We start from the raw sequence: 21009 nt of genomic DNA, 5'->3' as shown, positions 1-21009 counted from the left end.
GCCCGCTGAACGGGGGCAGGGGCCCTGAGCGTCAGGCGCGAGCTCGGGTGATTCGTCGGCGAGCCCTGCTCGGATCGGTCCGCCGGGTGCGAAGATTGGTGGTCCCCCGAGGCTCGTCGCGGGTGTGCATTCACCGCCTGCGGGTCGGTGCATTCGTGGCCGGGGTCATGGCATTGGCCGGAGCCGCGGCAAATGTGAACACCACGCCCCGGTCGGCGAGCGCAGGGGCGCCCGGGCCGACGTCGCGGCACGTGCCCTTGCGGACAGGCCCGCCTGAGCGGGCCCTGCGCTCCCGGCGAGGAGATCTGTCACAAAACGGTCATTGCGCGCCGCCGCGCGCCCCGCCGTCGCGTCCTCGCTGGACGCCGGCGTAGCGATCGGTCGCCGCGGATCGATCTGGGCCGTTTGGCGCCGCGTGGGCCGTGCGTGGGCAACTCGGTGCGCGCTTGTAAGCTCACGATTCTCCGCTTCCGTCGCTGACCCGGGCAAGGTACGTGTGGGGTCACATGGATCTCGAAGAATTCGCGGCGCTCCGGGCCGAGTTCGCTGTTCGAGGGTGGCACCGCAAGGCCACCGGCGCGGTCATCGCCGAGCTCCTGTTCGGCTTCGCCGTCTGCATCACCGGCTACGTGATGTTCCTGGCCTGCGAGTCGCAGCTGTGGGCGTGGCTGGGCATGGCGATCTCGACCTACGGCATGCTGGGGGTCGTCACCAACACGCATACGTCGACGCACAACGGCACGAGCGACAAGAAGTGGGTCAACGACCTGCTGTCGTACCTCGGCTATCCGCTGTTCGCCAACCTGTCCCTCACGTACTGGCGCAACGCGCATATCACGATTCACCACGCGGCGCCGAACGTGATGGGGATCGACGACGATCACGACTTCATGCCGTGGTTCGTGACCAACGAGGCGGAGATGAGGAAGGCGCGCGGGCTGGCGCGGTTCTACTACCGCCACGTCCAGAAGTACTTCTTCCCGGTGATCCTGTGGATCCACGTGTTCCTGCGCCAGAAGTCGAGCTGGGTGTTCTTGACGAAGGCGCTGCTCGACCCGACGCGGCGCCGGCGGGCCCACTGGCTCGACCTGCTGGCCATGTCGCTCTACTGGGTGGCGTGGGTCGGCGTGCCCTGCCTGTTCGTCCCGTTCTCCGACGCGCTGCTGGCGGCGATGGTGCGCATCGCGTTCGTCGGCTACCCGCTGTTCGCGGTGCTGGCCCCGGCCCACTACCCGCACGAGGCGGGGTGCGTCCGCCGCGGCGAGTGGCCCAAGGACTTCCTGGCGCTGCAGACCTGCACGACCATCAACTTCCGCACGGGGCTGTTTGGGGGGTTCGTGTGCTCGGGGCTGCAGTACCAGATCGAGCACCACCTGTTCCCCAACTATTCGCACGTGTACTACAAGCGGATGAGCCCGCACGTGCGCGCCTTCTGCGAGCGCATGGGCTACCCGTACCGGACGATGGGCTGGGGCGAGGCGCTGATGAAGATCTTCGCCATCTTCGCCCGCCCGAAGCCGGTCGCGCCCGACCTCGAGACGCTGCACGACGAGCTGCAGGGCCGCTCGCCCGCCGCGGCCGAAGAGTCGGCCGCGTAGGCGGGCGAATCACGGGAGCGACGGCCCAGCTCGATCGAGGGCCGTCGCTTCGCGAATCACATGAGTGACGACTGACAGGCGCCGAGTTCCTTCATGTCCTTGGCGCTGAGGGCACAGTCGACCTCGGCCCGCGTGCCCTGCTCGGCGCACGCCTCGAGGATGTCGGCGCGCACCTCCTCGAGGATCTCCTCGACCGCCTTGGCCTGGTCGCCGGCGTCGGCCATCGCCAGCTTCTCGAAGTGCGTGAACAGCTTGGTGCAGGTCTCGGGCTCGACGCCGCTGCCGCGCTTCTTCACGTGCAGCTCGCGCTCGGCCTCCTTCTCGGCGTCCTCGCAGCGCAGCAGCGCGTCGAGGGTCTGGGCCTCGGTGACGCACTGCGCGACCTCGGCGAAGATCTCGGGGCCGACGTGGACCCGCTGGTGCTCGAGCGCGTGGATGCAGTCGATCGCCGGCGACGCCTTGTCGGCCATCAGCTTGGCCATGTGCGCGCACAGGGCCTCGTTGCTCGGCCCCTTCTCGGCGTGGTGCGACAGCTCGGCGAGGTGCTCCTTGAGCGCGGGGCTCGTCACCGCCTCGGAGGTCTCGAGCGTCGAGGCCGCGCGCGCCAGCACGCCCGACTTGTCGTGGCTGATGTCGAGGTGCAGCGGCGCGGGCTTGCCCTCCGCGGCCTCCGGCGCCTTCGCTGCGGGCGCCTTGACGTCGGGCGCCTTGGGCGCCTCGGCCTTCTTTTCGCCGCCGGGGGCCGCCTTGCCGGCGTCCGCGCCGCAGGCGAGGGCGAGGGAGATGCTGACGAGAATGGCTGCAGTGCGCATCGCCGGCACGCTACGCGACGGCGATCGCCGTGAACATCGTACAAAATGGCGGGTGTTGCGATTCACGAGAGTGCAGGCGTCGATTCGATGCGACAGGCCTGCGCGATCGGGGGCTCGTCACCCCGGAGCAGCGCCGCGAGCACTGCGGCCCCGTGGGTGACGCTCTGCGGGGTGCAGCGGCTGAACAGGTGCACCGCGTCGACCGCCCACAGCTGACCGTCGCGGACGCAGCGGAGCTGGCCGAGCGGCGAGCGACGGCACAGCTCCTCGGCCTCGGCCGCGGCCGCGGCGAGGTCGTAGCCGCACGGCATGAACACCATGAGGTCGGGGTCGGCTGCCGCGATCTCGGCCCAGTCGGCGCGGCGCGAGGGCTGACCTGTCCCGGAGAGCAGGTGCTCGCCGCCGGCGAGCGCGACCAGCTCGGGCACCCAGTGGCCGCCGAGGAACGGCGGGTGGCCCCATTCGAGGGCGAGGGTGCGCGGGCGATCGAGCGGACGCACCAGCGCGGCGTGGTGGGCGGCGATGTCGGCCAGGCAGGCCTCGCCGCGCTCGGGCACGCCGGCGGCCGCGGCCACGGCCCTCACGTCGTCGGCGAGGCCGGCGAGGCTGGTGGCGGCGAGCTCGACCAGGCGCGCGCCGGGGGGCAGATCGCAGCTGTTCGCGCGGGCGGCACAGACGTCGCAGATCGCCTGCGACAGCACGATGTCGGGCGCGAGGCGGGCCAGCGCCGCGCGATCGACGGTGTACAGCGGCTCGCCCGCGGCCACCGCGGCGCTGACCTGCAGATCGATCTCCGCCGGGCCGGGGCCGTCCGGGTGCATGGCGGCGATCCGGCTGCGCGTGAGCACCGGCAGGCCGCGGGCGATCGGGTGGTCGCACTCGTGCGAGACGCCGACGACGTCGAGGCCCAGGTCCGCCGCGAGGTCGGTGGCGGCGGGGACGAGGCACGCGATCCGGGGCGAGCGCATGCGCGGAGGATAGCGGAGCGCGGGCGCGCGTCGGCCGGTCAATGCGGCCGGGCGACGCGCGGGGTGACGGGGCCCTCGCGGCGGCCGAAGGCGCGGTCGATCCGCAGCACCGCGAGGCCGACGAGCAGGAACACCGCGAGCCCGGCGACTGCGTTGGCCGCGGCCGCGGCGACGCCGAGCGCGCCCACGTCGAGGAACGGGTACGGGTATTCGCCGGCCCAGGCGCCGCGGGCGATTGACCACACCAGGTAGGCCAGCGGGAACAGCAGCCACAGCAGCAGGTGGCGCCTGTTCAAATGGCCATGGTCGATCGCACATGTCCACCAGACCAGGTAGAGCAGCGGCACCGCGTAGTGCAGGCCGGCGTCGGCCCACCACTGCAGGCCGCGCGGGCGCCACAGGTGGCGCAAGACCAGGAAGTACAGGCCGAAGGTGACGACGATGTAGAGCCCGACGCCGCCGCGCGCGCCCGGCCGCGCGAGCAGGCGGGCCAGCGGGCGCTGCGAGGCCGCGGCCGCGAGCCCGGCGGTCAGGGCGACGAGGCCGTTGCTGAGGACGGTGAAGTCGCTGAAAAAGCGGGCGGTGGCCCATGCCGGGCCGACGTTGCCGCGCGCGGCGGCGAGGACGAGGCCGTATCGCAGCACCAGCGCCGCCACGGCGACGCCGGCCACCAGCGCGGCGAAGCGCCGGCCGCCCGGACGCAGGTCGGGGTCGTCGGGGGCCACCTCGGCAGCATGATCCGTGGCCGCCGTTCGTGCATCCGCGGGGGCGAAATCGGCCGACCGCAGAGCTCGCAGGCGTCGCTGTTTCGCCGGGCTCGGCAGCGATGTATGGTGGCACCACCATGGCGCTTGCTCGCTCGATCGTCCCCCTCGGTCTCCTCGTCGCGTTCGCGGGCTGCACCCCCAGCGAGCCGGTCAAGGACAGGACGGCGGAGCAGCCGGCGCCGCCGCCGATCCAGAAGCCCGCCCCGCCCGCGCCGGCGCCCGCGGAGCCGGCGCCCGCGGAGCCCGAAGGCGAGTTCGTGGTGACGCCGACGATCCCGCCGGAGCAGCGCGTGACGCCGCCGGTGCGCCGGCAGGACGGCGAGAAGCTGCGCTCGCTGTGGCAGACGAAGGTCGGTCAGACGACGTTCCGCACGACGATGGCGCAGGTCGGCGAGCAGATCGTGATCGGCACCCACGGCAATTCGCTGGAGGGCAAGAACGACAAGACCGACGGCGTGTACGTGCTCGAAGCGAAGACCGGAAAGCAGATCCGGTTGATCGCCACGCCGGGCAGCGGTGACCGCGACGTCGGCGGGGTGGCGATCGACGGCGAGACGGTCTACTTCACCGCCGACAACGCGCAGATCGTCGCGGCCGCCCTGGACGGCAAGCTGCTGTGGACGGCCAAGGCCAGCGGCAAGGTGCGGGCAGCCCCTGCGCTGGCCGATCTCGACGGCGACGGCGCGGTCGACGTGGTGGTCGGCGACGAGTCGGGGACGCTGCGGGCGTTGAATGGCAAGACCGGGGCGCCGCTGTGGCAGAAGCAGAGCGGCACCAGCGAATACGGGGCGCGCGGCTACATCGGCGCGGTGGCGATCGCCGACCTGGACGGCGACGGCCACGACGACGTGGTCGCAGGGGCCCGCGACGCGATCCTCGCGGCCTATCGCGGCAAGTCCGGCGAGGTGTTGTGGCAACAATCGCGGGACTCGGGGATCCACGCGTCGCCGACGATCGCCGACTTCGACCTCGACGGAAAGCCGGAGGTGCTGGCCGCGTGGTCTTACGGCGACCTCAGCGTCCACGACGGCGCCACCGGCGAGCCGCGCTGGGCCACCGTGGTGCAGATGGACGGCGCGGGTATCGAGGGCCTGTTCGCCACGCCGGTGCCGCTCGCGGGCAAGCCGGGGGTGATCGTGGCCGGGACGGCGTGGTGGGGCGACGAGGACGGGGTGGTGCTGGTCGGGGCCGAGAGCCGGGCCTATCGCGCATACGAGGGCCGGGTGTCGGCCAGCGCGGTGGTGATGGACCTCGGCGACGACGGCCGCCTCGACGCGATCGTCGGCACGGAGAAGGGGCTGCTGCTGGCGTTCACGGCCGACGGCGAGCGACGCGAGCTGGCGCGCCTCGGCGGGGCGATCGAGGCCCCGGCAATGGTGGCCGACGTCGACGGCGACGGGACGCAGGAGATCCTGGTGGCCGCGCGCGACGGGATGCTGAGTGCGTTCGCCACCGGGTCGAAGACGCCGCCGCCGATCCCGCGCTTCCGCGGGGCGTCGCCGCACAACCGCGGCGACGTCGGCAAGGTGGCGCTCGGCTGGCGCTCGGGACAGGGCGGCGAGGCGGTCAAGGCCGCCGGCGGGCGAGGGATCCGCATCGACTATCTGCGCTGCTGTCAGGACCTGGTCGAGGCGGCCACGCGCGCGCCGGCCCCCGACAACGCGCGCCTGCTCGACGCTGCGTCGAAGTGCAACTCGCTGGCCGCCGCGGCGGTCGAGCGCGCCAACGCGATCGCGGCGGTCAAGCTGGCAGCGCAGCCGGCGGAGCTGCCCGCGAGCTGCGAGTGAGGCGTCCGCGGGCTCGCATGCACGAGCCTGGGGGCCGCTGCAGCTCGGGCGCAGTACGAGCATTCGCGTCTGCGCGGTCGACCGCTGCGAATGCAGCGAGCTGCCAGCGAGCTGGGCCGCGAGTTGCATTCGATCGGAGGTGCCGTACCCTCGCGGGGTCATGCCGGAATTCACGGGAAAGGTCGCTATCGTCACCGGGGCCGCCACGGGGCTGGGTGAGGCCATCGCCGAGAAGCTGTACGCGCTGGGGGCCGCTGTGGTGGCCGCGGGGCGGCGAATGGAAGGGGTGCTGAAGCTGGCGTCGCGCCTCGATCCGTCGGGGCAGCGGGCGGTCGCAGTCGAGGTCGACGTGCGCGATCCCGAGGCAGTACGCGCGTCGGTGCAGGCGGCGGTCGAGCGCTTCGGCGGGCTGCACTTCGCGGTCAACAACGCCGGCGTCACCGGGCCCGCGGGCGTGACGATCGCGGACACGACGATCGAGGACTGGCGCGAGGTGATCGACACCGACCTCGGCGGGACTTTCTTCGGCATGAAGTATCAGCTGCCGGCGATCGTGCAGAGCGGGGGCGGGGCGATCGTCAACCTGTCGTCCGCCAACGGGGTGGTCGGGCTGGCCGGCCTGGGGCCGTACACCGCGGCCAAGCACGGGGTCCTCGGCCTGACGCGCAGCGCGGCGCTCGAGTTCGCGACTCAGGGCGTGCGCGTCAACGCGATCGGGCCTGGTTATGTGAACACCCCGCGGATCGCCGAGATGCCGGACGAGGTCCGCGCCGGGTTCGCCGCGGCGCACCCGATGGGCCGCATGGCCGAGCGCGCAGAGGTGGCCGAGCTGGTGGCGTTCCTGCTGTCGGAGCGCGCGTCGTTCATCACCGGCGGGTTCTATGCGATGGACGGCGGCTACACTGCGCAGTGACGACAGCTCTTCACGGCTCGCGCCGGAGCGCCGCGCCGGCGCAGTTTCATGTCGGGTCCGAGCATTCGGGCCGTGATCGCCCTCTGCACATTCGCGGGGCGCGTGCGCGAACGAGGGCTGGACGTGTGCTTCGGGGCGCAGAAGCGCGCCGGTGTGCGCGGGCGGCGGATTCGTTATCATCCCCGGCATGAGCAGCCGCGCCTACAGGGCCGTCCTCGCCGGGATGGCGGTGGCATGCATGCCAGCCGTCGCGCTGGCCGACATTCCGCCCGATCCGGACTCGCCGGACGCTCACTGTTCGCTGGCCGAGCAGTGCCCCGGCGGCGAGTTCTGCGACTACGCGTTCATGCCCGGGCAGCCGGAGGCCGAATGGAAGCACGTCGGGGCGGACTGCCGCACCGCCGTGGCGGCCAAGGGGCTGCAGCGGCGCTGCCGCGACGGCGGCAACTACAGCGGGCAGGAGCTGTTCTGCCCGCCGGGCGCGAAGGGGAGCTGGTCAGCGGACGGCAAGGCGGCACCGCCCGCGCCGACGCCCGCGCCCGCGAACGGCACGAGCGAGCCGGCGAAGCCTGTGGCCGCGGCGAGCGAGCCGACCCGGCCCGCTGCCGGGGCGAGCGAGCCGGCGAAGCCCGCGACCAGCTCGTGCGCGCTGGGAGGCGCGGGGACCGGGGTCGGCTGGCTGGTGCTGGCGTTCGCGCTGCGGCGTAGGCGTCGCTGACGGGCGCGGCCTCGCAGCACGTGGCGCATCGAGCATGTCGAAAAGGACATGTGATTCGAGGCATGTTTTTAAAGACATGTCTCGAAGGCTATAAGTTGGATCAGTCTTCCTCCGCGGGGTCCTCGGGCGACTCGCCCGCCGCGACGTCGGCGGCGATGGCCGTCAGGACGTCCTCGAAGTGGCGGCGGCGGTCGGGGCGGGCCTCGCGGGCGGCGCGGACCAGGGCGTCCTCGGCGAGCGGGCCGAGGCGGCGCAGGGCCGCGACGAGCTCGCGGTGCAGTGGGTCGCGCTCGTGGGCCAGGCGGGCGATCAGCGGGGCCGCTGCGGGCGCGTATCTGGCGTGCGAGACGGCCCGGATCGCGGTGCGCTGGATGTTCGGGTCGGGGTCGTCCAGCAGGTCGAGGGTGCTGCTCAAGTAGCGTCCCCGGTCGCCGGCGCGGAGCAGGCGGTGGGCCTGCAGCCGCACCCGCGGGCTGGCGTGGCCGACCAGCTCGGCGAGCAGCTCGAACCATTCGTCGCCTGTCCTCGAGGACATGTCCTTGAGCGTCTGACGGATCTGCTCGGCCTCGGCGCCGGCGAACTCCGCCCGCAGCTCGGCGATCGAGCGGCCCGGGGACGCGGCCGGGGGCGGGGGCAGCGGCGCGCGCAGGGCCGCGAGCGCGAGCGGAGGCTGGTCCTCTGCTGCGAGCGGGACCGCGGCGGGCGTGCGATCGGCGTGGCCGGGGGCGCGGGCGAGCAGCTCGTGCCATTCGCGAGGCAGGGTCGAGGGCGCGGCGAGCAGGTCGAGGCAGCCCCACTCGCCGGCGCGCAGGCGGGGCTCCAAGTGCGGCAGCAGCCGGGCGGCGGGGATCCGGCGCAGGCTCGTGGCGATGCCGTCGCGCTGGTGCGGCTCGCCGGCGATCCACCAGCGGATCAGGGTCGGGGCGTGGTCGAGGAGGGCGGCGGGAGCGAGGTCGGCGGACAGCGCGATCACGCGGGCCCGCAGCGCGAGGTCGTGCTCGGCGGCGGCGAGCCACGCGGGCGCCTCGGCGGCGAAGCGGGCGGCGAGCTCGCGGGCGCGGGCGGTGGTGATGGCGACATGTCCTTCGAGACAGGAGGCGAGCAGGGCCGACTGCGCGGTTGGCTCGGGCCAGGCGAGCAAGAGGTCGGCGGCGCGCTCGCGCTCGGACGTCGCGGGACGGCCGAGGCGCGCGAGCAGGCCGGCCAGCACCGCGGCGGAGCGCGGCGGCGGCAGGTGCTTCGGCGGCGCGGGCGGGGGCGGCTGCAGGCGATCGACGCCGAGCGGTTGCAGCTGCAACAGGCGATCGAGCCAAACGGCGCGCAGGTCGGCGGGGACGTCGCGGTGGAGCTCGCACAGCAGCTCGGGGGTGAGCCGCGGGTCGTGCAGCGCGCCCCAGTCGCCGCCGCGCAGCGCCTCTGCGAAGCCCTCGCGCAGGCGCCGGGCCTCCTGGTCGAGCGCGGGCAGGCCGGGGAACGCGTCGCGCAGGACGCTGCCGGCGAGGGCGGCCGGGTTCGCGGTGCCGGCGCAGTCGTGCAGGGCGCGCTCGAGGTCGGCGCGCACGAGCACCGCGCCGCAGCGGCGCAGGCGTCCGAGCCATGACCGAGAGGACAGGTTGGGCCGCGGCTCGCTGTGCCGCAGGCGCTCGGCCAGGGCGAGCCCCGCGGGCGCGTCAAGCAGCGGCACCAGGGCGTCGAGCAGCCCGAGCAGCGGTTCGCGCGGCGGGTCGTCGAGCCGCGCGGCCAGGTCGTCGACGAACGCGGCGCAGCAGCGCAGCGCCTGGGCGTCGAGCCCGGCGGCGTGCAGCTGCAGCACGATCGCCAGCGCCCCGGGGCTCGGCAGCGCGAGCAGCCACTCGCGCAGATACGGCCGCACGATCGCCAGCTCCTCTGCGGTGAGCGACTCGGCGTCGGCGAGCACTGCGGCCGCGTGATCTCGAAGCCCATGGTCGCGCAGCGCTCGCACGGCCTGGCGCAGCGGCGGCGGCGCGGGTACTGCGAACTCATGGAGCGGCAGGCCGTGGCGGTGCAGCAGCGCGAGGAGCGAGTCGAGGCCGCCGCGCGGACGGATCTCGCGCGCGATCAGCATTTGCAAAAATTGAGGGAGCCACGGCGCGCTGCGCCGCGCGGCGTGCAGGATCGCCGGCGGCTCGAGCCGGCCGTCGAGCGCCTCCGACCACAAGCGCCAGCGCGCGGCCGCCTGCGGGTCCTTCGGCGACTGACCGTCGAGCGCGGCCAGCAGCGTCGGCGTGACAGCGCCGGCGAGCAGGGCGTCGAGCGCGGCCGACAGCGCCTCGCGCAGGCCGGGGTTGTCGTGCGCGCCGAGCCAGCGCACCAGCGCGGGCACGACCTCGGCGGTTCCGGCCCGCTGCAGCGCCTCGGCGGCGGTCTTCTTGAGGTTCATGTTCGGGTGGTCGAGCCAGGCGGCGATCGTCGGCGCGGCCGCGGTCGCCCGCGCCTCGGCGAGCGCGAGCAAGGCCTGGCGCGCGGTCGGCAGGTCATCGCCCTCGGCGAGTCTTGCTAAACTTGCGCACAGGTCGTCCGGGACATGTCGTCCGAGACAGGTCACCGCCGCGGCGCGGACCCGCGGGTCAGCGTCGCGCAGGTGACGGTGGAGGTGCCGGCGCAGGCGGGTCCTGCGGCCGCGCTGCCCGACCACGGCGCGCAGCACGATCGCTCGCGCCTCCGAATCGAGCGGTTCGTCGTCGAGATCGAGCAGCAGCTCGGCGAGCACCCGCGCCCCGGCGTCGGCGGCGTCGATGGCGTCCAGCAGGCAGGTCGGGCGGATCGCGCCGCGCTCGTGGAGGCGCCCGCCGAGCGCGCGCACTGCCGCGAGGGCGACCGCGGGGATCTGCCGCTCCGCCTCGCTCGCGCGCACCGGCCCGGGCTCGATCCGCAGCGGCGCGCCGTCGCGTTCGACGAGCACCCCGGCGACCACCTCGGAGACGATCCGCCGCAGCAGGTCGCGCACCAGGCCGAGCTCGGCGGCGCCGCCGAAGCGACCGAGCAGCTCGAGCGCCCGCACGCTGACCGGCTCGCTCGCGCACGCGAACAGCAGCGCGGGGTCGAAGCGCGCCGTAGGTCGCTCGAGGTCGCGGCGGATCGCCGGTGGCAGCGCCGCGAAGCGCAAGCGGGCCCGCAGGCGCGCGCGCTCGGGCGCGTCGTCGTCGACGAGGTGCCACAGCAGCGCGGCGGCCTCACCGGCGACGTCGCACAGGTGGGGGCGCACGCCGGCGTGGTCGTCGAGGCCGAGGCCCTCGCGCAGCGCGGCCACCGTGGCGGGCCCGCCGAGCCAGCGCAGCGCCGCGAGGCAGGCCGGGGGATCCTGTTGGAGCCGCGCCAGGACGACTGCCTCGCTGCTCGCGTCGCCGCGCGGGCCGAGGTGGCGGAGGATCTGCCGCTGCAGCTCGCGGTCGGCGGTGGCGGCCAGCAGCGCGTGCAGGGCCGCGGGGACCTCGTCGCTGTCGATCGCGGCCAGCAGCCCTACCAGCCGCGGCCAGCGCGGGTCGTCGGCGGGCAACGCGGCGAGCCGGCGCAGCAGCGGCGTGCGCGCGGTGAAGCACAGCGCGGCCAGCTCCTCGAGGTCGAGGCAGTGGTCGGCGGTCGCCAGCGCGAGCAGATCCGGCAGTTCGTCGTCGCCGACGAAGATCGCCCGACGATGCAGCGCGCGCAGGGCGTGCAGGCAGGCCGGGCCGAACAGCAGCGGATCGGCGAGCGCGAGCGCGAGCCAGCCGGGCAGGGCGTCGCGCTCGCAGCGAGCCATCGCGCGAGTGAACGCGTCGGCGCGCACGCGCGGGTCGGCGCTGTCGTCCCCGGCCGGGCCGCGCAGGTCGGCGACGAGGTCCTGCGCCGCCGCGAGCTGCACCGCCGCGCTCGCGACCGCGGCGTCGTCGTCGGCCAGCAGCGGCAGCAGCGTCGCCCGCGGGCACGGCCAGGCGCGAGCCCACGGCGCCGCCAGTTCGCCCAGCGCGGCGCGGCGGACCTCGGCGTCGGCGCTGGCGAGCAGCGCGCGAAGCGACGCGGCCGCGTCCGCCGGCGCGAGCAGCCCGGCGTGAAGGGCCTCTCGCACCAGCCGCAGCCCTTCCACCTGCACGTCGGCCCGCGCGTGGGCGCAGGCGATCGCCACCAGCGCGGCCGGCTCGAACAGGTCGGCCGCGGTCAGGCCGCGCAGGGCCGCGATCACGAACGCGTCGACCTCGCGGCGGGCCAGGCCGGTCGGCGCGACCGCCAGCTCGAGCCGCAGCCACGCCTGGGCGACCGCCGGCTCGAGGTCGACGGCGCGCCAGTCCGGAAGGACATGTTCGTTGCGCCATGTCCATACGGACCGGTACATCGCCGCCAGCCGCAGCTGCAGCGGCGGGGCCAGGCCGGCCGGCGAGGTCGGCAGCAGCGCGGCCAGCTCGGTCAGCGCGGCCGGGTCCTCGGTCGCCGCCAGCCGGTCCTGCAGCTGCAGCAGGGCTGCCGTGCGCACGGATGCCTGCGGGCTGGCGAGCGCGGCGCGGAGCTGCGCCGGGGTGAGCAGGTGCGGGCCTTCGGCGATCACGGCCCATCGTCACCGATGTCCGCCGCCTCGCGGGCGGAGTCCGCGTGAGCGGGCCCACGGCGAGCGTCCGGATGTCCCCGAGGACAGGTCCGCCTCCGTGCCGCGAGCCGAGCGGCAGGGCCTGTCGAGGTGCCTTCGCGCCCCGGGTCGACGGTCGGCGGGGCAGAGCATGCCGAGGTGTCCCCGAGGACAGGTTCACATCCGCGCGCCGGCCGGCGGGGCGGGGCGTGTCGAGGTGTCCCCAAGAACAAGTTTCTCCGCCTCCTCGCCGGGGCGCCCCACCGGCGCCCGCAGGCGAGATGTCCTTGAGGACAGATCGATAAACCCTTCCCGTGTTGACAGCCCCGCGCGGCGGTGCTCGGATCGGCGCGTGAAGCCCCTTGTCCACATCGTCGGCAACTACGTCTCGCCCTACGTCCGCAAGGTGCTGGTCGCGCTCGACCTCAAGGGGGTCGCCTACACGATCGACCCGATCATCCCGTTCCTCGGCGGCGACGGTTTTACTGCGCTCAGCCCGCTGCGGCGGATCCCCGTGCTCGTCGACGGCGACCTCACTCTCACCGACTCGACCATCATCTGCGAGTACCTCGACGAGGTCCACCCGACGCCGCCGCTCTTGCCGCGCGAGCCGGCGCTGCGGGCCCGGGCGCGCTGGCTCGAGGAGTTCGCCGACACGCGCATGGGCGAGGTGTTCATCTGGCGGGTGTTCGCCCAGCTGATCGTGCGGCCGGCGGTGTTCGGCCAGCAGCCCGACACCGCGCTGATCGAGAAGACCCTGCGCGAGGACGTGCCGCACGTGTTCGACTACCTCGAGTCGCAGGCCCCGGAGGACGGCTTCTTCTGCGGCGAGCTGTCGATCGCCGACATCGCAGTCGCCAGCTTCTTGCGCAACGCCGCGCTGGCGAAGGTGAAGCCCGAGCCCGAGCGCTGGCCCCGCCTGGCCGGCCTGGTCGAGCGGACCCTGGCCCTGCCGAGCTTCGCCCGCCTCAAGGAGTTCGAGCGCGCCCTGCTCAAGGTCCCGCCGGCCGAGCACCGCCAGGCCCTGGCCGCCATCGGCGCCCCGATCAGCCCCGAGACCGTCGGCACCGACCGCCCGCGGTCCGGCCTGTCCCGCGGCTGAGCCTGGCCCAAGGGGCATGCCCGATCGGCCATGCCCTTCAGGACATGTCGAAATCGCCAGTGTCGGTGTACGGTCGACACGTCGGACCCGCGCGGCCTTGAAGCGGCCCGGTCCGCCGAGTAGGGTGGCCGGGATGACCGACGCCGGCCAGGCCCTGGCAGCGCTGGTCGCGGCCGGCGGCGACGCGGCGGCGATCGTGGCGATCCTCAACGACCACCGCAGCGCCTTCGATCGGCTGATCGGCCTGGTCTTCACCAGCGTCAGCGACGACGCGGTCGAGGCCGAGGTGCCGGTCACGCCGCAGCTGCTGCAGCCGTACGGGCTGGTCCACGGGGGCGTGTACGCGACGATCGTCGAGAGCCTGGCGAGCTCGGGCGCGGCGCTGTCGGCGATGCGGCGCGGGCAGTCGACGGTCGGCCTCGAGAACGCGACGTCCTTCCTGCATGGCACGCGAGGCGGCACGCTGCGCGCTCGCGCCACGCCGCTGAGCCGCGGGCGGCGCACGCAGGTGTGGAGCGTGGAGATCCGCGACGACGATCGGCGCGTCGTCGCCAGCGGTCATGTGCGGATGCTGTGCCTCGAGGGCGGCGCCACCGTGGCCGGCGAGTCGCTGGCGCTGCACCGCGACGGCGAGTGAGTCGTCGGACGTCGCACACACCGCGAATGGCCGCCGCCGCCGCTGGAATCGGGGCGCAGGGGCATCGGGCCCGGCCCCTGTGCGCGGGCATTCACGTCCCTCGCTTCGCCTCGTCGCGTCGCCGCGGCGCGTCCCGCGGCACACGCACATCCTCGCACGCTCGGCCTGGTCTTCGTTTCATTCGCGACGCGTCACCGTCGATCTTCTCCGCGAGCGAGCGCTCTTGCGCTCGCTCGACCCTTGTCGGACTCGCCGCAAATGTTCGATGATCGCGCCGCGTCACCGACGCGAAAGGATCGTCCTTGTCCACGACCCTGCAGGAGCTCGTTGCTCGCCCGCTCGCCTCGGAGCGCTCCGCCGTCCTGCTCCGCAGCGTCGCCGCAGCGGTGCACGCGATGCACCGCCAGGGCCGCGCGCATCGCCACCTCGCGCCGCGGCGGATCCACCTCGACGGCGACGACCTGGTCGAGCTCGAGGGCGCGGACGAGGGCGCCGACTGGTTCGCGGTGCATCGCCCCGACGAGCTCGCCTACGCCGCCCCCGAGCTGCTGCAGCCGACGCTGCACGCCCCCGATCACCGCGCCGATCTCTACTCGCTCGGCGCGCTGCTGTACGAGCTGCTGACCGGCGCGCCGCCGTTCACCGCGGTCGACCTGCTCGGGTGGACCCACGCGCACGTCGCCCAGGCCCCGCGCGCGCCGCTCGAGCTGCGCGCCGGGGTGCCGGCGCCGCTGTCGGACATCGCCCTCAAGCTGCTGGCCAAGGCCGCCGACGAGCGCTACCAGAGCGCCGCCGGCCTCATCGCCGACCTCGACCGCTGGCTCGCCGCGGCGGCCCGCGGCGACGGCGAGCAGCGCTTCGCGCTCGGCCTGCGCGACGTGCCCGAGCAGCTGCGGATCTCCCAGCGCCTCTACGGCCGCGACGCCGAGCTGCAGGCGCTCGAGGCGGCGCGCGAGCGGGTGGCCCAGCGCGGCGCGCCCGAGCTGGCGCTGGTGCGCGGGCCCTCGGGCATCGGCAAGTCGGCGCTCGTCCACGGGCTCGAGCGGCGGCAGACCGGCCAGGCCGCATCTACGTCGCCGGCAAGTTCGACCAGTACGACCGCGACATCCCGTACGCCACTCTGGTCAAGGCGTTCGGCGAGCTCGCGCGCACGCTGCTGGCGACCAGCGAGGAGCACCTCGCGGCCTGGCGCCAGCGCCTGCAGAGCGAGCTCGGCAACCTCGGCCAGCTCATCATCGACATCATCCCGCAGATGGAGCTGGTGATAGGTCCGCAGCCGCCGGTCCCGCCGCAGCCGCTGCTCGAGGCGCAGAACCGCTTCAATAGGGTGCTGCGCCAGTTCATCGGCGTGTTCGCCCAGCCCGACCAGCCGCTGATCCTGTTCCTCGACGATCTGCAGTGGGCCGACACCGCCAGCATCCGGCTCCTGCAGCACATCCTCACGCACCCCGACGTGCAGCACGTGCTCGTCGTGTGCGCCTATCGCGACGGCGAGATCGGCCCGTCGCACCCGTGGACCGCCGCGCTGCTCGAGATCCAGAGCGCCGACGTGCGCGTGTCGGACCTCGCGGTCGCCCCGCTGCCGCCGCAGCACGTCGGCGCGCTGCTGGTCGACACCCTGCGCTGCAGCCCCGACGCGGCCGATCAGCTCGCCGCGCTCTTGCACGCCAAGACCGCGGGCAACCCGTTCTTCGTCGGCCAGTTCCTCACCATGCTGGCCGCCGAGGGGCTGCTCTACCTCGATCCCGAGCTCGGCGCGTGGCGCTGGGACCTGACCGCGATCGAGGCCAAGGGCTACACCGACAACATCGTCGCGCTGATGCTCGAGCGGCTGCGCGGGCTGTCCGCGGCGGCGCAGCGGGCCCTGAGCTTGCTGGCGTGCGCCGGCGCCGAGATCGCGCCGGCGACCCTGGCCGCGCTGCTCGGCCGCGACGAGGCCGCGGTGCTCGCCGACCTCGCGCCGGCGCTGGCCGACGGCCTCGTGGTCGTGCGCGGCGGTCAGCTCAAGTTCTCGCATGACCGCGTGCAGCAGGCCGCCTACAGCCTCACGCCCGAGGCCGAGCGCGCCGGCGTGCACCTGCGGATAGGTCAGGAGCTGCGCGGCCCGCTCGGCAGCGACGTCGCGCCCGAGCGGCTGTTCGCGGTCGTCAACCACCTCAACGCCGCGGCCGCGCTGATCGACGACCCGCAGGCCCGCTTCGACCTCGCGCGCCTCGACTTCCAGGCCGGCCAGCGGGCCAAGCAGGCCAACGCCTACGCGTCGGCGCTCATCTACTTGCGGGCCTCGCTCGCGCTGCTGCCGGCGGACGCCTGGGACGCGCAATTCCAGCTGACCTTCGACCTCCACCGCGACCTGTCCGAGTGCGCCTATCTGTGCAACGACAACGAGGCGGCCGAGCAGCTGTTCGAGGCCGCCCTGTCGCACGCCCGCGGGCCGCTCGAGCGGGCCGAGATCTTCACGCTGCAGATCAGCCTCTACTACTCGGTCGGGCGCATGCAGGAGAGCCTCGACGTCGGCCAGAAGGCGCTGCGCGAGCTCGGCATCGACATCCCGGCCACCCCGGAGGCGCGGCTGTCCGCGTTCGGGCCGATGATCGAGGCGGCGGTGGCCCGCTTCTCGGCGCTCGACATCGAGGCGATGGAGCACGCGACCTCGGTCGCCGATCCGGCCCGGCGGGTCGCCGCCCAGGTGCTGGTCAGCCTGCTGCCGTCGAGCTTCTACCTCGACATCATCCTGTTCTCGATCATCATCCTGCGCCTCGTCGAGCTGTCGCTGGTCCACGGCGAGACGCGCGACTCGGTGGTCGGCTACGCCTCGTTCGCGCTGCTGCTGGTGACGGTGCTCGGCGAGCACGACATGTCGGGCCGGATCGCGCGCATGACCCTGCGCCGGCTCGAGCACATCGCCGACGCCAGCGTGCACGCCAAGGTGCGCACGATCTACGGCTGGTTCAGCGGCCCGTGGCACGAGCCGCTGCCGCAGATCCTGGCCCACCTGCGCGCCGGGCAGCAGGCCGGCGTCGAGGCCGGTGACCTCTCGGCCTACGGCGCGTTCGCGCTGCTCGGCCAGGACACCCTGCTCTTGTGCCGCGGCGACGCCCTGGCCCAGGTCGAGGAGCAGTGGGCCCGCCACCGCAGCAGCTACGTGCAGATGCAGCACGAGATCGCGGTCATGACCGTCGACGTCGTCCTGGCCCAGCTGCCGCGCCTGCGCGGCGCCCGGGTCGACGCCGACGACGCGGTCGAACCCGGCATCAGGGCCGCCGGCTCCGCGCTCGGCACCCACCACTTCTTGCGCATGCAACGGCTCTACCTGATCGGCGACCTGACCGGCGCCTTGCAGGCGGCCGAGCGGTTCGCGGCGACCAAGGGCAACGGCCTGCTCGGCACCTTCCTCGGCGCCGACGGCGACTTCTACTGCGCCCTGGTGGCGGCCGCGGTGGCCGACCGCGAGCCGCTGCGCCGGGCCGAGATGTTAGAGCGCGTGCGCCTGCAGGCGGCCGTGTGCGAGCGGCTGGCGGCGCGCTGCCCGGCCAACTTTCGCGCCCGCGCCGAGCTGCTCGGGGCCGAGCTGCTGCGCCTCGAGGGCCGCTCGGCCGAGGCCCTGCCGCGGCTCGAGGCGGCGGCCCGGGCGGCCGCGCAGGACTCGTTCCTCGCGGTCGAGGCGATCGCCTGCGAGCGCGCCGGCGAGCTGGCCCGCGCGCTCGGCCTCGGCGTCGCCGCGGTCGCCTACTTCGAGCGCGCCCGCAGCCTCTACGCCCGCTGGGGCGCGACCGCCAAGCTGACCCAGCTGGCCATGCGGGTGCCCGAGCTCGGGCCGATGACCCCGCCGGGCTCGCAGTGGTTGTCGGTCGACGCGCTGGCGGTGGTCAAGGCCACGCAGGCGCTGTCGGGCGAGCTGATGCAGGACAAGCTGCTCAGCAGCCTGATGCACATCGTGCTCGAGCACGCCGGGGCGCAGAACGGCCACCTGCTGCTGATCGAGCGCGAGCGCCTGGTGATCGCCGCCGGCGCCCGCACCGGCGAGCAGGGCGTCGAGGTGACTTTGCCGGCGCGCCAGGTCGCGGCCGACGACGAGCTGGCGCTGTCGATCGTGCAGTACGTCCGCCGCACGCGCGAGCAGGTGCTGCTGACCGACGCCCGCAACAGCCCGCTGTTCGCCGCCGACCCGCACCTCGCGCGCGGCCAGGTGCGCAGCGTCCTGTGCGTCCCGATCGTCCGCTCCGGCGCCCTGGTCGGCGTGCTCTACCTCGAGAACAACTGGATGAGCGGCGCCTTCACCCCGCAGCGGACCGCGGTGCTCGAGCTGCTGCTGACGCAGGCGGCGATCTCCCTGGCGGTGTCGTCGCTGTACGGCGACCTCGCCCGCGAGAACCGCGAGCGCAAGCAGGTCGAGCAGGGCCTGCGCGAGAGCGAGGAGCGGATGCGCCAGCTGGTCGAGAGCGCCGGCGCCGTCCCGTGGGAGGCCGACGTCGCGGCCGGCCGCCTCACGTACGTAGGACCGCAGATCGCCGGCCTGCTCGGCCACGGCAGCGACCGCTTCACCGGCGACCCAGGGTTCTTGGCCGGCATCACCCACGCGGCCGATCGCGAGGCGCTGGCGCTGCACCTGTCGTCGTCCGGCGGCGAGGCGCGCGAGCTCGAGTTCCGCGTGCGCGCCGAGGACGGCGAGGAGCTGTGGGTCCACAGCATCCGCGCCGCCCACAAGGCCCGCGGCGACTCGCCGCTGCGCCGCGGCTTCTTCTTCGACGCCACCGCCCGCAAGCGCACCGAGGCCAGCCTGCGCGACAAGCTCGACATCATCGCCGCCCAGCAGGAGGCGATCCGCCAGCTCTCGACGCCGATCATCGAGGTCTGGGAGGGCGTGGTGCTGATGCCGCTGTTCGGCACCATCGACTCCAATCAGGCCCTGCGCATGCAAGAGCTGCTGCTCGACGCGATCGGCCGCCTGCGCGCCCGCTTCGCCATCATCGACCTCACCGGCGTCGAGGTCGTCGACACCGGCACCGCCCAGCACATCATCGGCCTGGTCCGCGCGGTCCAGCTGCTCGGCGCCCGCGGGATCGTCGTCGGCGTCCGCGCCGACGTCGCCTCCTCGATCATCTCCCTCGGCGTCGAGCTCGGCCGGATCGCCACCCTCTCGACCCTGCGCGAGGCGCTGATGCTGTGCATGCAGGCGGCGGCGCAGCGGCGCAAGGCCGGGCAGGGCGCCTGACCGGGGCGTATGTCGAGGGACATGCCCGAACGAGCATGCCCCTCGAGGCATGCCCGTAGGAGCATGTCCTTCGGGGCATGCTCGCCGGGGCGGGCCGCTCAGGCCGCCTTGCGCAGCTCCGGCTCGGGCCGGGCCGCCCGCCGCTGCTTCAGCGACGCCGTCAGCCGCGCCGTCAGGGTGCGCTGGCCGGCGGTGCGCTGGCGCTCGAGCAGCAGGGCGACCGCGCGGCGCTCCTCGGGCCGCAGCGCCTGGTAGGCCTTCGGCCCGCGCAGCGAGGTCGGCAGCGTCGCGCCGTCCTCGTAGGCCTCGAGCACCGAGGGGTGGACGTAACACTTGCGGCACACCGTCGCCGTGTTGCCGAGGCAGCCGGCGACCTGCTCGATCGCCTTGGTGACCGCCTGCTTGCGCCGGCCCTTCTGCTCCGGGCGCGGGGCCCGCCACAGCTCTTGAGCGGCCAGCACCGTGCCGGCGAACGTGCGAAAGTCCTTGGCGCTGAACTCGCTGCCGGAGCACGCGCGCAGGTAGGCGTTGACGTCGGCCGAGCCGATCGCGTGGTGGGTGCCGGCGTGGTCGTAGAACTGGAACAGCTCCTGGCCGGGCACGTCGCGGCAGCTGCGGACGATCTTGGCCAGGCGGGCGTCGTCGACGGCGACGCGGTGCTCCTTGCCGCTCTTGCCGCGGAAGCGGAACTCGATGTGCTTGCCGTGGACCCGCACGTGGCGGTCGCGCATCGTCGTCAGCCCGTACGAATCGTTGGAGTGCGCGTATTCGGGGTTGCCGATGCGGATGTGCGTGGTGTCGAGCAGGCGCACCACAGTGGCGAGCACCTTGTCGCGGCCCAGCTCGTGGCGGCGGAGGTCGCGGTCGACGCGGGCGCGGATCGCCGGCAGCGCCGCAGCGAACGCCAGCATGCGCTCGTACTTGGTGCTGTCGCGGACCTCTCGCCAGCGCGGGTGGTAGCGGTATTGCTTGCGGCCGCGGGCGTCGCGGCCGACCGCCTGGATGTGCCCGCGCTCGTCGGGGCAGATCCACACCTCCGTCCAGGCCGGTGGGATCGCCAATCGGCGGATACGCGCCAGCACCTCCGCGTCGCGGAGCGGGCGGCCCTTCGGATCGCGGTAGGCGAAGCCGTGGCCGGTGCGGCGGCGGCGGATGCCCGGCTGCGCGTCGGTCACGTAGACGAGCCCGGCGTCGTCGGCGCAAGTGTAAGCATCGAGGGCGGCGCTCATGGTGCTTCGAGCGTGTCGTGAACGACGGGCTCGCGCCGGTCCGGGCGACGCGGCGCCGCAACGGTCTCGCGGGCAGGCTCGACGCGCCGCTGGGCCCGGACGGGTCGCAATGTGCGCAGCGACCTCGGCTGCGCTTGCCCTGCGAACGACTGCGAACATCGTTGAAACGATGCCGCCGATCTTGCTGGTGGAGGACGACGCCGACATCCGCGACGCGGTGGCCGAGCTGCTGCGCGACGAGGGCTACGACGTCCACGGGGTCGACAACGGCGAGAAGGCGCTGACCTACCTCCATCAGGCCGAGCGCGAGCCGTGCCTGATCCTGCTCGACCTGATGATGCCGGTGCTCGACGGCTGGCAGGTCATCGACCGCCTGCGGGCGCAGGACCGGCTGCTCGCGCTGCCGGTGGTGGTGATGTCGGCCGCGTCGCCGAAGGCCGCGCCGGCCGACGTGGCGGCGTTCGTGCGCAAGCCGATCGACCTCGATCTCCTGCTCGGGCTGGTGAAGCGATACTGCGGGCGATCGGTGGTCGAACCGCATTGATTCGCCCGCGGAACGACGTGCCGATCGCTCCGGACGGTGTACGCAATTGCAACAGCGCGTCCTCCGCCAAGCGGTCGCGGGCACTGACGCCATACGCGCGAAGCCGCACCGGAAGTCACCGCAAGGGTCGACCCCCGGACCGCCGGCCGGCGACTCGCCGC

Annotated in this window: 13 protein-coding genes and 1 pseudogene; 9 read left to right on the top strand and 5 right to left on the bottom strand. The window is 73.8% G+C overall.

What is annotated here, in order from left to right:
• Positions 1-506 precede the first annotated feature (506 nt).
• Positions 507-1598 (top strand): fatty acid desaturase, encoded by a 1092-nt coding sequence (locus OV090_RS08335; protein ID WP_267702992.1) that lies wholly within the window; start codon positions 507-509, stop codon positions 1596-1598.
• Positions 1599-1654: 56 nt separating this feature from the next.
• Here OV090_RS08335 and OV090_RS08330 read toward each other — a convergent pair whose 3' ends face one another.
• The 3 genes from OV090_RS08330 to OV090_RS08320 all read right to left on the bottom strand — a co-directional run bounded on the left by OV090_RS08330 (position 1655) and on the right by OV090_RS08320 (position 4103).
• The gene (locus OV090_RS08330; protein ID WP_267702991.1) at positions 1655-2410 is read right to left on the bottom strand and encodes a hypothetical protein; all 756 of its coding nucleotides are present in this window, start codon (positions 2408-2410) and stop codon (positions 1655-1657) included.
• 62 nt (positions 2411-2472) lie between these two features.
• Positions 2473-3378 (bottom strand): ABC transporter substrate-binding protein, encoded by a 906-nt coding sequence (locus OV090_RS08325; RefSeq protein WP_267702990.1) that lies wholly within the window; start codon positions 3376-3378, stop codon positions 2473-2475.
• A 38-nt stretch (positions 3379-3416) separates the two neighbouring features.
• On the bottom strand, positions 3417-4103 hold the full coding sequence (locus OV090_RS08320; RefSeq protein ID WP_267702989.1) for a Pr6Pr family membrane protein: 687 nt from the start codon (positions 4101-4103) through the stop codon (positions 3417-3419).
• A gap of 119 nt (positions 4104-4222) precedes the next feature.
• On the opposite strand from OV090_RS08320, the gene OV090_RS08315 reads away from it, so the two are divergent.
• The 3 genes from OV090_RS08315 to OV090_RS08305 all read left to right on the top strand — a co-directional run bounded on the left by OV090_RS08315 (position 4223) and on the right by OV090_RS08305 (position 7563).
• A complete protein-coding gene (locus OV090_RS08315) occupies positions 4223-5932 on the top strand; it encodes a PQQ-binding-like beta-propeller repeat protein (protein ID WP_267702988.1) in 1710 nt (569 codons plus the stop codon).
• Between the two features lie 160 nt (positions 5933-6092).
• Complete coding sequence (locus tag OV090_RS08310) at positions 6093-6845, top strand: SDR family NAD(P)-dependent oxidoreductase (RefSeq protein ID WP_267702987.1); 753 nt, start codon at positions 6093-6095, stop codon at positions 6843-6845.
• 187 nt (positions 6846-7032) lie between these two features.
• Positions 7033-7563, top strand: a complete 531-nt coding sequence (locus tag OV090_RS08305) for a hypothetical protein (protein ID WP_267702986.1) — start codon at positions 7033-7035, stop codon at positions 7561-7563.
• 100 nt (positions 7564-7663) lie between these two features.
• Here the strand turns inward: OV090_RS08305 and OV090_RS08300 are convergent, their stop codons facing one another.
• Positions 7664-12103, bottom strand: a complete 4440-nt coding sequence (locus OV090_RS08300) for a HEAT repeat domain-containing protein (RefSeq protein WP_267702985.1) — start codon at positions 12101-12103, stop codon at positions 7664-7666.
• Positions 12104-12473: 370 nt separating this feature from the next.
• Between OV090_RS08300 and OV090_RS08295 the strand changes: the two genes are divergently transcribed.
• The 4 genes and pseudogenes from OV090_RS08295 to OV090_RS50555 all read left to right on the top strand — a co-directional run bounded on the left by OV090_RS08295 (position 12474) and on the right by OV090_RS50555 (position 19075).
• A complete protein-coding gene (locus tag OV090_RS08295; RefSeq protein ID WP_267702984.1) occupies positions 12474-13223 on the top strand; it encodes a glutathione S-transferase family protein in 750 nt (249 codons plus the stop codon).
• A 133-nt stretch (positions 13224-13356) separates the two neighbouring features.
• Complete coding sequence (locus OV090_RS08290) at positions 13357-13860, top strand: PaaI family thioesterase (RefSeq protein ID WP_267702983.1); 504 nt, start codon at positions 13357-13359, stop codon at positions 13858-13860.
• Between the two features lie 302 nt (positions 13861-14162).
• Positions 14163-14972, top strand: a pseudogene (locus OV090_RS08285) (AAA family ATPase); the annotation flags it as partial.
• Positions 14927-19075, top strand: a complete 4149-nt coding sequence (locus OV090_RS50555) for an AAA family ATPase (RefSeq protein WP_267707084.1) — start codon at positions 14927-14929, stop codon at positions 19073-19075. The pseudogene OV090_RS08285 and the gene OV090_RS50555, both read left to right, overlap by 46 nt.
• A gap of 98 nt (positions 19076-19173) precedes the next feature.
• Here the strand turns inward: OV090_RS50555 and OV090_RS08275 are convergent, their stop codons facing one another.
• Complete coding sequence (locus OV090_RS08275) at positions 19174-20304, bottom strand: DNA topoisomerase IB (protein ID WP_267702982.1); 1131 nt, start codon at positions 20302-20304, stop codon at positions 19174-19176.
• 169 nt (positions 20305-20473) lie between these two features.
• Here OV090_RS08275 and OV090_RS08270 point away from each other — a divergent pair, with 169 nt between their 5' ends.
• The gene (locus OV090_RS08270) at positions 20474-20848 is read left to right on the top strand and encodes a response regulator (RefSeq protein WP_267702981.1); all 375 of its coding nucleotides are present in this window, start codon (positions 20474-20476) and stop codon (positions 20846-20848) included.
• The last annotated feature ends 161 nt before the right edge of the window (positions 20849-21009 follow it).

This window comes from Nannocystis sp. RBIL2 (genome assembly GCF_026626745.1).
In the GTDB taxonomy this organism is placed as follows: Bacteria; Myxococcota_A; Polyangia; order Nannocystales; family Nannocystaceae; genus Nannocystis.
This window is presented reverse-complemented; position numbering and strand designations above follow the sequence as displayed.